The sequence below is a fragment of the Paenibacillus nuruki genome, from assembly GCF_001721045.1.
In the GTDB taxonomy this organism is placed as follows: domain Bacteria; phylum Bacillota; class Bacilli; order Paenibacillales; family Paenibacillaceae; genus Saccharibacillus; species Saccharibacillus nuruki.
The window spans coordinates 116,590-131,962 of sequence record NZ_MDER01000030.1; the positions used below are offsets into that span (position 1 = coordinate 116,590).

General features: G+C 39.4%; 16 protein-coding genes. 12 read left to right on the forward strand and 4 right to left on the reverse strand.

The window, feature by feature from the left end; all coding sequences use genetic code 11:
- The first annotated feature begins 16 nt into the window (after positions 1 to 16).
- On the forward strand, positions 17 to 772 hold the full coding sequence (locus PTI45_RS05130; protein WP_069326472.1) for a class I SAM-dependent methyltransferase: 756 nt from the start codon (positions 17 to 19) through the stop codon (positions 770 to 772).
- 87 nt (positions 773 to 859) lie between these two features.
- On the opposite strand, the gene PTI45_RS05135 is transcribed toward PTI45_RS05130, so the two are convergent.
- The gene (locus PTI45_RS05135; protein WP_069326473.1) at positions 860 to 1,774 is read right to left on the reverse strand and encodes a phosphatidate cytidylyltransferase; all 915 of its coding nucleotides are present in this window, start codon (positions 1,772 to 1,774) and stop codon (positions 860 to 862) included.
- Between the two features lie 96 nt (positions 1,775 to 1,870).
- On the opposite strand from PTI45_RS05135, the gene PTI45_RS05140 reads away from it, so the two are divergent.
- The 4 genes from PTI45_RS05140 (at position 1,871) to PTI45_RS23855 (ending at position 4,164) form a co-directional block, all read left to right on the forward strand.
- Entirely contained in the window at positions 1,871 to 2,425 is a 555-nt protein-coding gene (locus tag PTI45_RS05140) for a hypothetical protein (RefSeq protein WP_069326474.1), read from the forward strand.
- Positions 2,426 to 2,674: 249 nt separating this feature from the next.
- Positions 2,675 to 3,001 (forward strand): PadR family transcriptional regulator, encoded by a 327-nt coding sequence (locus tag PTI45_RS05145; RefSeq protein WP_069326475.1) that lies wholly within the window; start codon positions 2,675 to 2,677, stop codon positions 2,999 to 3,001.
- Positions 2,994 to 3,539, forward strand: coding sequence for a DUF2812 domain-containing protein (locus PTI45_RS05150; protein ID WP_069326476.1), 546 nt, complete (start codon positions 2,994 to 2,996; stop codon positions 3,537 to 3,539). Before PTI45_RS05145 ends, PTI45_RS05150 begins: the two co-directional genes overlap by 8 nt.
- Before the next feature lie 136 nt (positions 3,540 to 3,675).
- The gene (locus tag PTI45_RS23855; protein ID WP_245703426.1) at positions 3,676 to 4,164 is read left to right on the forward strand and encodes a WGxxGxxG family protein; all 489 of its coding nucleotides are present in this window, start codon (positions 3,676 to 3,678) and stop codon (positions 4,162 to 4,164) included.
- A 140-nt stretch (positions 4,165 to 4,304) separates the two neighbouring features.
- On the opposite strand, the gene PTI45_RS05160 is transcribed toward PTI45_RS23855, so the two are convergent.
- Entirely contained in the window at positions 4,305 to 5,192 is an 888-nt protein-coding gene (locus PTI45_RS05160) for a diacylglycerol/lipid kinase family protein (protein ID WP_069326477.1), read from the reverse strand.
- A gap of 255 nt (positions 5,193 to 5,447) precedes the next feature.
- Between PTI45_RS05160 and PTI45_RS05165 the strand changes: the two genes are divergently transcribed.
- From PTI45_RS05165 to PTI45_RS05195, 7 genes are all read left to right on the forward strand, one after another.
- Positions 5,448 to 6,464 carry an SDR family oxidoreductase gene (locus PTI45_RS05165; protein ID WP_069326478.1) on the forward strand — a complete coding sequence of 339 codons (1,017 nt, stop codon included), beginning with the start codon at positions 5,448 to 5,450 and terminating at the stop codon, positions 6,462 to 6,464.
- Between the two features lie 212 nt (positions 6,465 to 6,676).
- Positions 6,677 to 7,702 carry an endo-1,4-beta-xylanase gene (locus tag PTI45_RS05170; protein WP_083243357.1) on the forward strand — a complete coding sequence of 342 codons (1,026 nt, stop codon included), beginning with the start codon at positions 6,677 to 6,679 and terminating at the stop codon, positions 7,700 to 7,702.
- Between the two features lie 207 nt (positions 7,703 to 7,909).
- Positions 7,910 to 8,437, forward strand: a complete 528-nt coding sequence (gene pssA, locus PTI45_RS05175; protein ID WP_069326479.1) for a CDP-diacylglycerol--serine O-phosphatidyltransferase — start codon at positions 7,910 to 7,912, stop codon at positions 8,435 to 8,437.
- On the forward strand, positions 8,437 to 8,928 hold the full coding sequence (locus tag PTI45_RS05180) for a DedA family protein (RefSeq protein ID WP_069326480.1): 492 nt from the start codon (positions 8,437 to 8,439) through the stop codon (positions 8,926 to 8,928). The genes pssA and PTI45_RS05180 overlap by 1 nt, the downstream gene beginning before the upstream one ends.
- A 68-nt stretch (positions 8,929 to 8,996) precedes the next feature.
- Entirely contained in the window at positions 8,997 to 9,674 is a 678-nt protein-coding gene (locus tag PTI45_RS05185; RefSeq protein ID WP_069326481.1) for a response regulator transcription factor, read from the forward strand.
- The gene (locus tag PTI45_RS05190; protein ID WP_069326482.1) at positions 9,671 to 11,455 is read left to right on the forward strand and encodes a sensor histidine kinase; all 1,785 of its coding nucleotides are present in this window, start codon (positions 9,671 to 9,673) and stop codon (positions 11,453 to 11,455) included. The genes PTI45_RS05185 and PTI45_RS05190 overlap by 4 nt, the downstream gene beginning before the upstream one ends.
- Positions 11,456 to 11,458: 3 nt before the next feature.
- Positions 11,459 to 13,261, forward strand: coding sequence for an ABC transporter ATP-binding protein (locus PTI45_RS05195; protein ID WP_083243358.1), 1,803 nt, complete (start codon positions 11,459 to 11,461; stop codon positions 13,259 to 13,261).
- A 93-nt stretch (positions 13,262 to 13,354) separates the two neighbouring features.
- Here the strand turns inward: PTI45_RS05195 and PTI45_RS05200 are convergent, their stop codons facing one another.
- A complete protein-coding gene (locus PTI45_RS05200; RefSeq protein WP_069326483.1) occupies positions 13,355 to 14,635 on the reverse strand; it encodes a sensor histidine kinase in 1,281 nt (426 codons plus the stop codon).
- Complete coding sequence (locus PTI45_RS05205; RefSeq protein WP_069326484.1) at positions 14,635 to 15,315, reverse strand: response regulator transcription factor; 681 nt, start codon at positions 15,313 to 15,315, stop codon at positions 14,635 to 14,637. The genes PTI45_RS05200 and PTI45_RS05205 overlap by 1 nt, the downstream gene beginning before the upstream one ends.
- Between the last annotated feature and the right edge of the window lie 58 nt (positions 15,316 to 15,373).

The following is a 15,373-nucleotide window of genomic DNA, read 5'->3' on the forward strand; positions in this document are numbered from 1 at the left end:
TAGGAGCGTGATAATAATGAATAGCAAAGAAAGATTCTCAGATCGAGTCCATGCGTATGTGAAATACCGTCCCAGTTATCCGGTAGCGGCTATCGATTATCTTTATGATGTGATTGGTATGAAGCGAGAAAATACAATTGCTGATATTGGAGCAGGTACAGGTATTTTTGCAGAGTTGTTATTAGAACGTGGTAACCCTGTGATCGGCGTAGAGCCCAATACAGAAATGCGCGAAGTCGCTGTAGCTACATTAGTAGAAGAACCTAACTTTGAAGTCAGTGCAGGATCGGCAGAAGCCACAGGGTTACCGGATCATTCAGTAGATTACATTACGTGCGCGCAGGCTTTTCACTGGTTTGATCAGCAAGCGACCCGGTCAGAATTTAAACGTATTCTCAAGCCAGAAGGTAAAGTCATTTTGATCTGGAATTCTAGATTGACGACAGGGACTTCATTTTTGGAACAGTATGAGCAATTATTGCATGATTATGGGACCGATTATACGAAGGTCAATCATAAAAATGTTTCAGCAGAGAAATTAGAACCTTTTTTCAAAAAAGATACGATGGAGCTCGCAAAGTTTGGTAATCGTCAAGTGTTTAATTGGGAAGGATTACATGGTCGGTTAGAATCTTCTTCGTATGTTCCTAGCTCTGATAATCCCCGGTATAACGATATGATCGAGCAATTAAAGCGTATTTTTGATCACAATCAGCACGAAGGTGTTGTCTTTTTTGATTATGAGACTGAGGTGTTCTGGGGAGAAGTCTAACCTGATCGATTGCGATATAGATAAAAAAGCCCCCATCGTTAAACATGGAGGCTTTTTGCTGATGTATTTTATTACAGAATAGCTAGATTACATAAAGTCCATCACATAACGAACGACATGGAAAAAGACAGGCGCTGTATAGGTTAAGCTGTCGATTCGGCTGAGATAACTTTGCTTTTCGTTGTCTACTTTTGGATCATCACCGATTAACAAATCTCGCTTGAGTACAGAAACGGTTAGACTTCCAAAAAATCCACTCAAACTAATCAGCATCCCCGTAACCAGACCAAAGTTAGCACCAAGCGGTGTAAGTACAGGAGCTACAAAGTAAGAAGTAATCGCTGTGACGATAAAAGCACAAGCAAAGCCTTCCCATGTTAAGCTGGCATTGGATGTAGGTACAATTTTGCGTTTACCGATATACATTGAAGCGACATAATGCACAACATCATTAAGTTGTGTAAGTAACACGAGGAATAAAACTAATCTTCCTCCATATTGTGGTGTGGCAAATGGAAAATAAGCCAGATGACTAAGTCCGAATACCATTAGCATCAATCCCCATTGGGTCGAACTGACGCTTCGTAGAAATCCGCCTGTACCTTTATTAATCAAGCGTGGAAGTGGAAGCAATAAAAAGACATAAATCGGAATAAACACAATAAACATGCCATACCAACCGATATAAATCCAGTAAAATTGAATAGGAATCGCTAAGTATGCCCATAAAAATAAGCGCCGATCTGCTTTGCGTGAACGAATCATCGAAAAGTATTCTTTCAGTGCAAAAAACGTAAGAACCATCAGTGAAAGAAGCGATACAATAGGATTAAACAACGTAGCCAGACAGAATATAAAGAACATTCCCCACCACGTTTTGATCCGTAATCCGATCACACTATAATCTTGATTTTTTTGAATTTTGCTTACGATGATGTAAATAAAATGGATGACTAATAGAGCAGCAAAAATAAGAATTAACGTTATTAGCGAACTATTCATGAATCAGCACCAACTTACCTTGAATTAGGATTCCATAAAAGGGATCATATGCTATTATGAAGGAATAAAGGTAACTTGATAAGGGGAAATTTTGTGATGGCAGCAGAGCAATCGGTTTTTATTTTATTGACCAATACTGGAACGTTATTTACAAAGGTGATCCAGACGTATACCAAAGCACCATATAACCATGCTTCGATTTCGTTTGACCGTGAATTATCGGAGTTGTATAGCTTTGGACGGAAGCATCCCAGTAATCCACTGAATGGTGGTTTTGTGAAAGAAGATATTAAGACAGGTACATACAGCAAATACCCGAATACTACTTGTGTGATCTATGAACTTCGTGTGACCGAGCGTGAAGTCGAGAAAATGCAGCGTGTATTGCAATTATTTATTCGTAAGCATCAGAAGTATTTATATAATATTCTAGGTGTGATCAGCATTACGCTCAAAGAACCTGTTGAATTCAGTAATTCGTATTTTTGCTCTCAATTTGTCGCAGAAATCTTACAACGATCCGGTATCAAAATTTGGAATAAGCTTCCCGCTCTGGTCACCCCAGATGATTTTCGCCAAAGTGAACGATTGCAGTTGATCTATGAAGGAAAGTTAAGTGAATATGAAGCGACACCCAAAGAAAACCTCTAGTTCTCATACAGTCTGTATACCCACAAATAAGAATAGATAAAAGTAAGAATCCGCAGTTTAGACTTGTACATCACAGGTTTAGAATGTGGATTTTTTGTTGCGATGAATGTGAAAAATAGAAGCTGTAGGCTTTTTCGATGTGCTTATAATGGAGTTTACTATTGAATTACTATATCGTGGCGTGATATAGTGACTGTATTAGACTATATCGAGGTGCGATATAGTTGTGGTGAAAAGGTGGAGGAAATGATGAACGAAATAACACGTAGTTATCTCCCGATGACGGAGACTGCCTTTTATATTCTGCTGACTTTGCAAAAAGTTCATTATGGTTATGGGATTATGCAAGATGTCGAGAAGTTAACGAACGGTCGAATTAAACTTGGCGCAGGCACTATTTATGGCAGTCTATCTCGTATGGAAAAGGATCAATTGATTGAAGTCGTCGGTGAGGAAAATCGCCGTAAGTCATATACAGCTACAAAGCTAGGCAGAGAGCTACTTCAGCAGGAAATCGCTCGGATCAGTGAGCTGTATCATAATGCTATCCAAATGGAGGGAAACAATAATGAATAACAAAAAAGTATTCCGTTGGTGGTGGAGCTGGGAATCAGAGAAGATTGAGAAGTGGATCGAGGCGCAGGAAGGACAAGGCTGGCATTTAGTGAAAGTGAAAAGCAACTTAATGAGATTCCAGTTTGTCAAAGGTTCCCCGCGTACGATGCGTTATGTATTCGATTATCAGAATAATGTAGATATAGATTATAAGCAGCTCTATGAAGATGCAGGTTGGGAACAGGTGTATGCGAAGGATAACTGGTATTTATGGCGCAAATCGTATCCAGCAGATCAGCCTGAACTACGTCCCGAAATTTATTCAGATGTGGATTCAATCATCCAACGGAACAATCGAATTAAGAAAACATTAATTACAGTGGGTCTGGTACTCATTCCGATCCTCATCATGAATATGGTGGTACAACCAATGTGGCAAATTCGTACTTCTATTCTAGTCGTGTATTTGCTGATTTTTATACTATTTTTGTATGGGGTGAATCGTCTTGCTACACAGAATCGTAGACTGCAAGGAAAGTCGAAGTCTCTGAAGAATTAGTATTCAACATCAAATGAGATAGCAACCAGTTTATGAATAAATATGTAAAAAAATATAAAAAATCTGTTTAAAGCTCAAAGAGGAGGTTAAATATAGGCTAACAACAAAATACATTAATCGAAGGAGATACAACACCATGATGAAAAAATTTCAGATGACTTTTCTCTCGTTATTAATTGTATTAACAGTTGGAGCGACACCAACGTTCGCTTCAAGTACGGGAACGACTGGTGGTAGTACAGGAACAGATGCTACAGGAACAACAGGTACCGATTCAACAGGCATGACGGGAACAGACGCTACAGGTACAACAGGAACGGATTCGACCGGAGTCACAGGAACAGACGCTACAGGTACGACGGGAACGGATTCGACCGGAGTTACAGGAACAGATGCTACAGGTACGACAGGAACGGATTCGACCGGAGTCACAGGAACAACGGGTAGTACCACTGGTGTGACAGGTACTTCAGGAACGACAGCCACTGATGCACCGATGACAACAGATATGGACGACGATGACAATGATATGGATTGGGGATGGCTAGGGTTGCTAGGTCTGCTTGGATTATTAGGACTTAGAGGACGCCGTCATGACCCGCGTGATACCAATCGCCCTCTTTAACAGAGCCATGAATAGATTGATCAAATAAATCATATTCTCTACACAAAATCACCGATGACATCGTATACGTCATCGGTGATTTTTATGTGTAGAGATATATGTTGTAACATGTATTGGATCGTCTCGAGACCATTTTTACATTAAGCTTCTTCTGGGACAACGACACGAATATGACCCGGGATAATACGTAGATCAACAGGTAAAGAAGGCCCTTCTTCGCCATCGACATTCGTTTTTACAGGTTCGGTTGAACTGACTCTTACATGTTTAGCCGTAAAATAGATAACATCTTTATGACCTTTCAGATTACCAAGCAATAAAGATAATCCTGCGGTTAACGTATTGAACATATTGAGATTGGTCATAATAAAGCAATGTAATAATCCATCATCTACTTCAGCATCAGGAACCATACTTTCAAAACCACCGACAGAATTCGTGAGTGCGGCTAGAAAAAGAGGAGCTTCTCCTTCCCACACTTCACCATCATATTCGATTTTTAAAGGAGATGCCGAATTGCTCATTAACTCTTTCATACCATCTCTAAAATAAGCAAAAGCACCTAATTTGGATTTATCTTCAGAAGGGACAGACGATAAAGCTTCTGCCAATGAACCCGCAGCAATTACATTTGCAAATAATTGATCATTCAATTGACCCATATCTACCGTTTTAACATTGGAAGAGCGTAGTGTCTCAATCGCTTGATCAGGATTAAGTGGAATCTGAAGAGCACGTGCAAAATCATTCACCGTTCCCAGTGGAATCACAGCAAGCTTCGGACGGTGTTCTTGATCCATAAGTCCATTGATGGTCTCATGCAGTGTACCATCTCCGCCGATCGACACGACTAGATCATGGCACTCTTTACAAGCGTCTGTGCAGAATTGAGTCGCATCTAATTCTTTGGCAGTCTCATTTACTGTGACATGATATCCTTGCTCACTAAGAATATCCTCTGCCTTTTTGACATATTCTAAGGCTTGTTCTTTACCCGAAGATGGATTAATAATGATCGTTGCCTTCATGAGATGGATTCTCCTCTACAATTTATATAAGTGCATTTAAGCAATTTTGCAAAAATAAAAAATAATTCGACATCAATTACCATTACCCAAAATAGTAGCGATGATACAGCATTATAACCTTTTCACCTCAAATTTTGAAAAATAATAGCTATCGTTTATAGAGTGATATCATTTGTTTGTCTTAGAGATGATATTGTAAAGGAGATTTAGGGTTATTACTGTATAGATAGGCTACTTTGTCACGGAGGTGTATTTATGAAAGCGTTATTTATTGGAGGCACAGGTATTATCAGTTCAGCGATTACCCAGCAATTATTAACTACCGATTGTGAATTGTATTTGCTGAATCGGGGGAACCGTAATCAAGATTTGCCTGAAAATGCCCATATTTTGCAAGCAGATATTAATGATGAGCAACAAGTCGCAGAGCTAATAGCTGATCTAGAATTTGATGTTGTGGCTGATTTTATTGCGTTTGAACCTTCTCAATTAGAACGGGATTATCGTCTATTTGCAGGTAAAACGAAGCAGTTTATTTTTATCAGTTCAGCCTCTGCTTATCAGTCTCCTCCTGCGGATTATCGTATTAATGAAGGCACTCCTTTGTCCAATCCATACTGGGAATATTCTCGTAATAAAATAGCTTGTGAAGATTATCTAATGAAAATGTATCGCGAACAGCAATTCCCGATCACGATTGTGCGTCCAAGTCATACGTATGATGAACGCTCGATTCCAATGGGTGTGCACGGTAGCGAAGGAAGCTGGCAAGTCGCTAAGCGAATGCTCGAAAATAAACCAGTCATTATTCATGGAGATGGTACGTCGCTCTGGACGATGACGCATAATACCGATTTTGCCAAAGGATTTATCGGATTGATGGGAAATATACAGGCAATCGGGGAAGCGGTGCAGATCACATCGGATGAATCGTTAACTTGGAATCAGATTTATCATGCAGTTGCCGATGCACTAGGTGTGAAGCTTAATGCGGTGTATGTGTCTTCTACATTCTTGGATGCTTGCAGTACTGAAGATTATCGTGGAAGCCTACTTGGAGATAAAGCCAATTCTGTGGTTTTTGACAATAGTAAGCTCAAACGCTTAGTGCCAGATTTTGTAGCTACAACTCGTTTCGATCAAGGGGTGAAGCAAGTCGTCGATCACATTCTAAGTCACCCTGAATTGCAAAAAGAAGATCCTGAATTTGATATATGGTGTAATAAAGTGATTACAGCTTTGGATCAGGCTGTCCAATCGGTTCGTTCTTAACATTTTACTTCATTAAAGGGAAAGCATATCTACTGCTTTCTCTTTTTTTGTTATATCGTTATTTGGTATATTACATTATTTCCTTATGTTTATAGCGAAAATCCAGAGATAAGTTGTTACACTTACAAATGTAAGCGCTTATATAAAATTTTGGTAATTTTTGTGATGAGAACATACGTCTACTATCTATGGAGTCAAAAGGAGGAAATAAGATGTCAAAATCAAGCCTATGGAAAGTGATTGGAACGGTCGCATTAACAGGGGTATTGTGTACATCGACTTTTGCAGAGTACAGTTATGCCAGTCTAACCAGCGGGAGTAAATTTCTAGGTAATATTATTGCAGGAAATGTACCGGCAAGTTACGGCAATTATTGGAATCAAGTCACTCCTGAAAATTCGACGAAATGGGGAGCTGTCGAAGGTAATCGGAATGCGATGAACTGGGGACAAGCGGATATGGCTTACAATTATGCACAAAGCAAAGGGTATCCTTTTAAATTTCATACATTAGTCTGGGGAAGTCAGGAACCTGCATGGGTGAGTGGTCTGTCTGCCGCAGATCAGAAAGCGGAAGTGACTCAGTGGATTCAGTTAGCAGGTCAGAAGTATTCAAAATCCGCTTTTGTTGATGTAGTCAACGAACCATTTCATGCCAAGCCATCTTACAGTAATGCGATCGGTGGAAGTGGATCGACAGGCTGGGACTGGATTGTATGGTCTTTCCAACAAGCAAGGCAACAATTTCCTAATTCCAAATTGTTAATTAACGAATATGGAGTTATTAGCGATCCTAATCTAGCCGATCAATATGTGAAAATTATTAATATTCTCAAAAGTCGCGGGTTAATCGACGGTATCGGTATTCAATGTCACCATTTTAATATGAATAATGTTTCGACCAGTACCATGACGACAGTACTGAATAAATTAGGGTCTACAGGGTTACCGATCTACGTATCTGAACTGGATATGACCGGTGACGACGCAACCCAACTGGCTCGTTATAAAGAAAAATTCCCTGTACTTTGGAACCATCCTTCGGTTAAAGGAGTTACCTTATGGGGATACATTGAAGGACAGACATGGGAGCCTAACACCCATTTATTGAATGCCAATGGCACAGAGCGTCCTGCACTGAAATGGTTAAAACAATTTTTCGGTAAAGGGATTACAGATGGACAATCCATTATGCTCGAAAAAGATAATCTAGAGACAGCTGAAGTGCCTTCTCAATAAAGAAGGGATCTGTTTTTAACGGAAATGTATATTCTTATCTAAATTAAAGAGTGTCAAAACCTTCTCTATGAGAAGTCTTTGACACTCTTTTTTTGTGTTGTGCCAAAGACTTAAAAAAAACACAACTTCAAGATACATTAAACTAGGGTCATCTGAGTGGATATAGAAAGGTTTGATATTTATTAAACGAGCTGGAGTGTGATCACGATGAAAAAAATGCTTCCTAACCTGTTTACGCTGGGCAATTTGCTATCAGGTTTTGCTGCTATCCTTTTAATATCTCAAGAACAATTTGAAATATCAGTACTGCTTATCGTAGTAGGCTTAGTCTGTGATTTCCTTGATGGGTACTGTGCAAGAATACTTCATGCAACATCCGAATTCGGAAAAGAGTTGGATTCATTAGCAGATCTGATCACGTTTGGAGTTGCTCCTGCTATTTTTGCATATGTCGTATCCCTACATGAGATACATGTCGTTGGTACAGTCTGCTGTTTATTTTATGTATGTTGCAGTGCTCTCAGACTAGCACGCTTTAATGTAAGACAAAGTCATATGACTGTTTTTGTAGGCATGCCGACACCCGTAGCTGCTGTACTGTCTATACTTCTCACTATTTATGTATATCCTTTAGTTGCTATGGTTGGAATAGTATTGATCGGCATACTGATGGTCAGTCCATTTTATTTTCCGAGTCTCAAAAAAGTAAAGTCTGAAGCGATGGAGGACTGTTAATGTCTACAATGCTTCAATTTTTATCAGATTATGGCTATCTGGCGATATACGGTCTGTTAACCTTAGGAATCGTTGGGCTACCAGTGCCTGATGAATTGCTAATGACTACCGTTGGTTATTTAACTACGATTGGAACGATGAAATTCCCTTATGCTCTTTTCTTTAGTTTTGCAGGAGCGATGAGCGGGATGATGATTAGTTATTGGGTTGGAAAAAAAGCAGGTCGTCCTTTTCTTAATCGCTATGGGAAGTGGGTCGGTTTGAAACCGCATCGAATTGCGAAAGCTGAGCAATGGATGAATAAATATGGCCCTTTATCTATTATGTTTGGTTATTTTATTCCAGGGTTTAGACATGTGACTTGTTATTTGTGTGGAATTACCAAAATGCCACTACGTAAGTATAGTCTATTCGCTTCTCTAGGAGCTTTATTTTGGTGCTTGATTTTTATTCTAATAGGTAGAGTATTAGGATATGCAAACAATGGATAAAGTGCGCTACACACTTCAAATAGCTTGATACTTATTTTATGTCTTTTGAAGAAAGGAAGTACATTATATTGACTAAAAAGGTTTTAATCGTAGAAGACGAACATCGTATACGTGAATTAATATCAGATTATTTTAGTAATGAACATTGGATCGTATTTCAAGCAGAAAATGGAGTAGAGGGATGGTATGTATTTGAAGAGAAGATGCCTGATCTAGTCATTCTTGATCTTATGATGCCAGAAATGAATGGTTGGGAACTATGTCGGAAAATTCGGCAATATTCCAATGTACCGATTATTATTCTAACCGCAGTATCTGGCGACGAAAGGCAAATAGAAGGTTACGAATTAGGAGCGGATGATTATGTCACCAAGCCGTTTAGCCCTAAAGTGTTAGTCTCCAAAGCAGAGGTACTAATGCGAAGAGTCGATGGTCAGCTTGTTTCTGCTCATACTCCAATCGGTTTGGACGTGGTACTGAATACCTTAACTCATAGATTAGAACGAAAAGACGGCATATTTGACTTAACACCTAAAGAATATGGAATTTTACAGCTATTACTTCGCAATAAAGGTATTGTTCTTCCTCGGGATACGATATTGAGATCGATTTGGGGAGCGGAATATGAAGGAGATGAACGGGTTGTAGATACACATATCAAAAAGTTACGTAGTAAGATGGGCGTTGCCGCTGATTGTATACGTACGGTATTTGGTGTGGGATATACATTTGAGGAATCCGTATGAAAAGAACAGGGATCACCACTAAATTATTTTTAGCTACAGCATCTATTTTTGTTCTGTTTTATGTGATTGTTCTGGTTAGCCAAATTTTGGTGTTTCCAGAGTTTTATGAACATCAAAAAATGATTCAGCTCGAAAAGAATGCAGTTGAGCTGACTTCAATATATCAAAAAGATCCTACTGCGCTTCGTGAGACAGGTTCTTCTTCCATCCTGCAATCGCATAAAAGAGAGATGAACTTTGCACTGACGGATTTTGATGGGAATATGACAGTCAATGATCCTTATCGTATGCGCTTGATTCAAAAAGACGGCACAGAAGTGGATGTCTCCTTATACTACATCGTCAGTGCGTACGGAGCAGAATTTAAAAAATTGAATCTTGCTGTTGGAACAGAACTCAAAATGTATGGTGAATTTGGTGAAAGTTCAAACAGTCGAACATTCTATCCTTACTATATTCAAACAAGTGATGGAAAAGATGTAGGTGTAAATGAACAGCAAAGTTCAGAAGATGCCGTTCAGGGCAAAATCATTTCTATCAGCTTACCTAGTGTAGTCAAAACAGAACAGCGATTAGGGCTTCTTTATGTAACTGTCGATGAATTTTTCCCACTAGAACAGACGTATATAGATCGCTTGAAAAGAATGGAACAGGTAGAACTCAAGTGGAAAAATCCATTTAGTGGAAGCCGAAGTGGTATTTTAATCCAGCCGTTACGTGAACAAAACGGCAACATCGAATTACTCTTTCTTGTGACTTCACTTCAGGAGATCAAAGAAACAAATAGTGCACTTCGATTATTTTATGCTTATTTGGGCGCTGGAGGCTTTATTCTAATTTTACTCCTTTCTGTACTGTATTCTCGTCTGGTGACCCGTCCTCTTCTTATGCTAAACAAACAAGCACACAAAATGAAAGAACTTGATTTTACAGGCGAGAAGCCTTTACCACGCAAAGATGAATTAGGGAATTTATCTGGGACATTATTTGAATTATCCGGCAAATTAAATATGACGTTAGATGAGCTTAACAAAGCCAATGTTCAATTAAAAAAAGAAATTATACAGAATAAACAGATGGAGCAACTACAAAAGGACTTTTTTGCCAATGCTTCACATGAATTGAAAACCCCAATCAGTATTGTACGCGGTTTTGCAGAAGGAATACGTGATGGAATTAGTGTGGGCCGTCAGGAGCATTATGTGGAAGTTATTTTGGAGGAAAGCGCCAAAATGGAACAACTGGTTCAAGATATGCTTGACCTTTTGCGCTTAGAATCATCAGCATTGAAGTTGTATAAGTCGCCTGTACTACTCAGTGAACTTACTCAAGACATGTTGGAGAAGCTGACTTATCAAATGGACGAAAAAGAACTTTCTGCACATCTTGTGTACAAGCAGGAGACAGAAATCAATGTCGATCCAGTCAAGATCGAGCAAGTGTTGTTGAACTTGATGACCAATGCGATCCGCCATGCCGAAAAAGGTAGCACGATAGAAATTCATATTTTGGGAACAGAACAAACGTGTCTGTATTCTATTTATAACAAAGGCGATCAAATTCCAGACGATTATCTAAAGCGAATCTGGGAACGCTTTTTTCGTGTAGAAGCTTCCAGAGATCGGAAAAGTGGAGGTACAGGTCTAGGACTAGCGATTGTTAAACGAATTTTGGAATTACATGAGTGTGAGTATAATGTGAGAAACGTAGAAGACGGTGTTATTTTTGAGTTAACTTTTAAAAAATACTCACGAAGTAAACCGGTTGTGGGAGGATATTGAACTATGGAAGCACCGTTTGAAAAAGAATTGCCCGCAGGACCCATCAACAAGTCAATGCTTCGCTATTTGTACAAATTGTTAAGTACGACGGGCATGCCTAAAAAAATACTGAGTATCGCTGCGCTTCTCAGTATTGCATCTTCAATGATTGGTCTCGTTTGGCCAGTGATGACAGGCAGATTTATTGACCAATTTAGTACAGGTGGAATTAATGGATTATTGATTATCCTACTTGTTGGCGTATTCCTGATGGAAGCATTAACGACAGGGGTTTCCTATTATATGTTAGCTTATGCAGGCAATCGCACAGTTACAATGTTACGTAAGCGATTATGGAGCAAAACGTTAGCATTGCCTGTTCACTTTTTTGATAATCACCGATCAGCAGATGTAATGAGCCGAATCAGTCGAGATACCGACGAGATTCGTACGTTGATTACAGAACATCTGATTTCTTTTTTCTCCAATGTACTGACCGTCATTGGCGCACTGGTCATTCTGTTCTGGCTAGATTGGCGTTTGACGTTGGTTGTTCTGCTAGCCGCTCCACTGGGTGCAGCGGTTATTATGCCAATAGGCGGAAAAATGTACAAAATTTCGATGAATATGTACGAGCAGTTGGGACAGTTTGCTTCCGTATTGACTCAGGTTATTGGAGAAATTCGATTAGTAAAGTATTCAAATGCCGAAAAGCGTGAACAAAAAAATGGATTTGATAAAGTAGATCATTTATTTGAATTGAGTATGAAAGAAGCAAAAGTCTATGCTGTTCTTTCACCGCTAATGTCGATGATTATGATTGTACTACTTACGACTGTTGTTGCTTATGGGGGTATGCGTGTATCTTCGGGCGCTTTAAGCACAGGAGTGCTTGTATCTTTTGTATTACTTTTATTTCAGATTATGCTTCCGATTAATACATTCGCTACTTTTTATTCTAACTTGCAGAAAGTATCAGGAGCAGTAGAACGCTTAAAACCGATTCTGGAAGCAGAAGTTGAAGATGAACACGATGAGAAAGGTGCTATTATGCCTATCCTTACGCAAGATATTGTCTTTCACAATGTGGAGTTCGCTTACTCCTCTGAAGAACCTATTTTAAAAGGGATTAATATATATATGCATGCTGGACAAGTTACCGCATTAGTAGGCCCTAGTGGTAGTGGGAAAACGACTATATTTTCGCTACTTGAACGATTTTATGTACCTGACAAAGGGTTGATCACTTATGGTGAAAGATCAATTGCCGATTTCGATATTGCTTCTTTTCGTAGTAAAATCGGTTATGTTTCTCAAGAAAGTCCGTTAGTGGATGGAACGATCCGTGACAATATTATGTATGGACGTATAGATACGGTAACAGAAGCAGAAATGATAGAGGCAAGCCAACAGGCATATGCCCACGATTTTATTACCTCATTGTCTAAAGGTTATGATACCGAAGTCGGTGAAAGAGGAATCCGATTGTCAGGCGGTCAGAAACAGCGGATTGCTATCGCTCGTGCTTTACTGCGTAAGCCAGATATTCTGCTACTTGATGAAGCCACAGCGAGTCTGGATAGTGATTCGGAGCATGAAGTTCAGCAAGCTTTAGAGCATTTGATGAGCCGTTGTACAACGATTGTTATCGCCCATAGACTTTCAACGATTACGAATGCAGATCAGATTGTCGTTTTGGAGTTTGGACAGATTACAGGTACAGGACGGCATGAAGAATTACTAAACACTCATTCTTCCTACGCAGAATGGACAAATAAACAGTTCCGGCAAACTCGAAGTCATGATCCTCAACGTTTGATAGATTAATAAAAAAAGCGGTCACTTTTGTAGTGATCGCTTTTAGTGATAAGTAATGAATATGATTATTATTGTGTACATCTAGATGACTCAATCGACTGGTTAGATCGCATTAAATTGCAAATGAAATGTAGTCGATTCGCCGATTGTACTGGTCGCATACAACTTTCCACTATGCTGATCGACAATAGAGCTAGCAATAGCAAGCCCTAAGCCATAGCCACCCTGCTTACGAGCACGTGAGGTGTCTGTACGGTAAAAGCGGTCGAAGATACGGGTAAGATGCTCTGGTGCGATACCTTCGCCTGTATTGGTCACTGTCAGCGATACTTCATGTGGTTGGCGTTTGAGCGCAATAGTAATCGTACCCTGAGCATTGGCATATTTAATAGCATTATCCAGTAAGATCATAATCACTTGATGAATTTGCTCCTGACTACCGTTGATCATAAGATTCGGTTCAATATGATAATCAAGAGTGAGTTCTTTTTCAAAAATAACAGCTTCCATCGTTAAGATAATACGCTCTGTCGTTTCACTAAGATCGAAAGGCGTATAGACCATCTGTGTACGAGAACCTTCCATTTCGGTGAGGTAAAGAAGATCATTGGTTAAGCGAGCCATGCGTTCTGTTTCTAACTTGATATACTCTAGCCATCTTGCCTGACTTTCGATCGTTTCTTCACGATTGGATAGAAGAACATCTGCATTGGTATTGATAATAGCCAGCGGTGTTTTGAGTTCGTGAGAAGCATCCGCAATAAACTGTTTTTGTTTATCAAAAGCTTCTTTGACAGGTTGAATCGAACGGTTCGCAAAAAATCGACTGGTGAAATATAACGCGACTAACATAATCAAGCCGACAGCCGCAAAAGTATAGATCAGATTTCGTAAAATATCTTGTTGAGCGGTAATATCGAGAAAAATCAATTTGTACCCTGAACCTGTAGGTTGCTTGATAAAGGCCCAATCACTACTATCTAGCTTAAATTGTCCATTATCTTTGTTGATTGTTTTGGCTTCAGTCAGTGCCGATTGATACAAAGTGCTATCCATTTCAAAGGGAGAGTGAGCGGCTGTCATATTCCAATTGCTATCCGTCTCAATGGAAAAAGATAACGAGCGTTCTGTAAAGGCATTATCATTAGGTTGACCGTTATTATTCATACCGCCTGCATTGTTCATGCCACCCTGATTAGGTGGCATCTGTCCATTACCAGCATTGCGAGGATAAATAGTAGCAATTCGAGATAATTCACTACGAATATCATTTTGAGCATTGCGGTAGGTAATCGTATAGATCGAAGCAAATGCAAGTAGCATTAATACCGAAATCGTGACGAGATTAACAATCAGAAATCGATTACGAAGCTTGTTGAACATCAGGAAGTCACCTCTTCTAATACATAACCGACCCCACGAATCGTACTGATCTTGACTTGAGAGTGCAGAAAGTTGAGCTTTTTACGTAAAAAAGAAATATACACTTCCACATTGTTGTACTCTACATCGGAATCGAATCCCCATAACTTTTCAATAATCTGCTCTTTGGAAGTCACTCCTTGCTTGCGGGTAATAAGCAATTCGAGCAACTCATTTTCTTTCAAATTCAGCTTCATTTCTTTGCCACTAACGGATAACTTGAGATTGGCTGTGTTTAATTGAATATCTCCAAATATAAGCCCTTCTTCCGGTAAAACTTCTCCTTTACGGCGGAGTGCAGCTCGGATACGTGCCAGTAATTCTTCTGCTGAAAAAGGCTTGGCGATATAATCGTCTGCGCCATAATCCAGTCCGATCACTTTATCTGTAATTTCTCCTTTGGCAGTTAGCAAAATAACAGGTGTTGCGACTCCTTGCTGGCGCAACGTTTTGAGAACACTTATCCCGTCCATTTCAGGCATCATAATATCCAGTAAGAGCAAATCATAGATACCGGTCTGGGCATAATCTAGCCCTGTCCGTCCATCATGTACCGCATCAACAGAATAATGATTTTTTTTCAAAATTTGTGTTAATGCTTCTGCCAAATGAAGTTCATCTTCTACTATTAATATTCGCATAATGGTGATCACCCTTTAGTTGTTGTTCTATGATACATTAATAATAATGGTCAAAGCT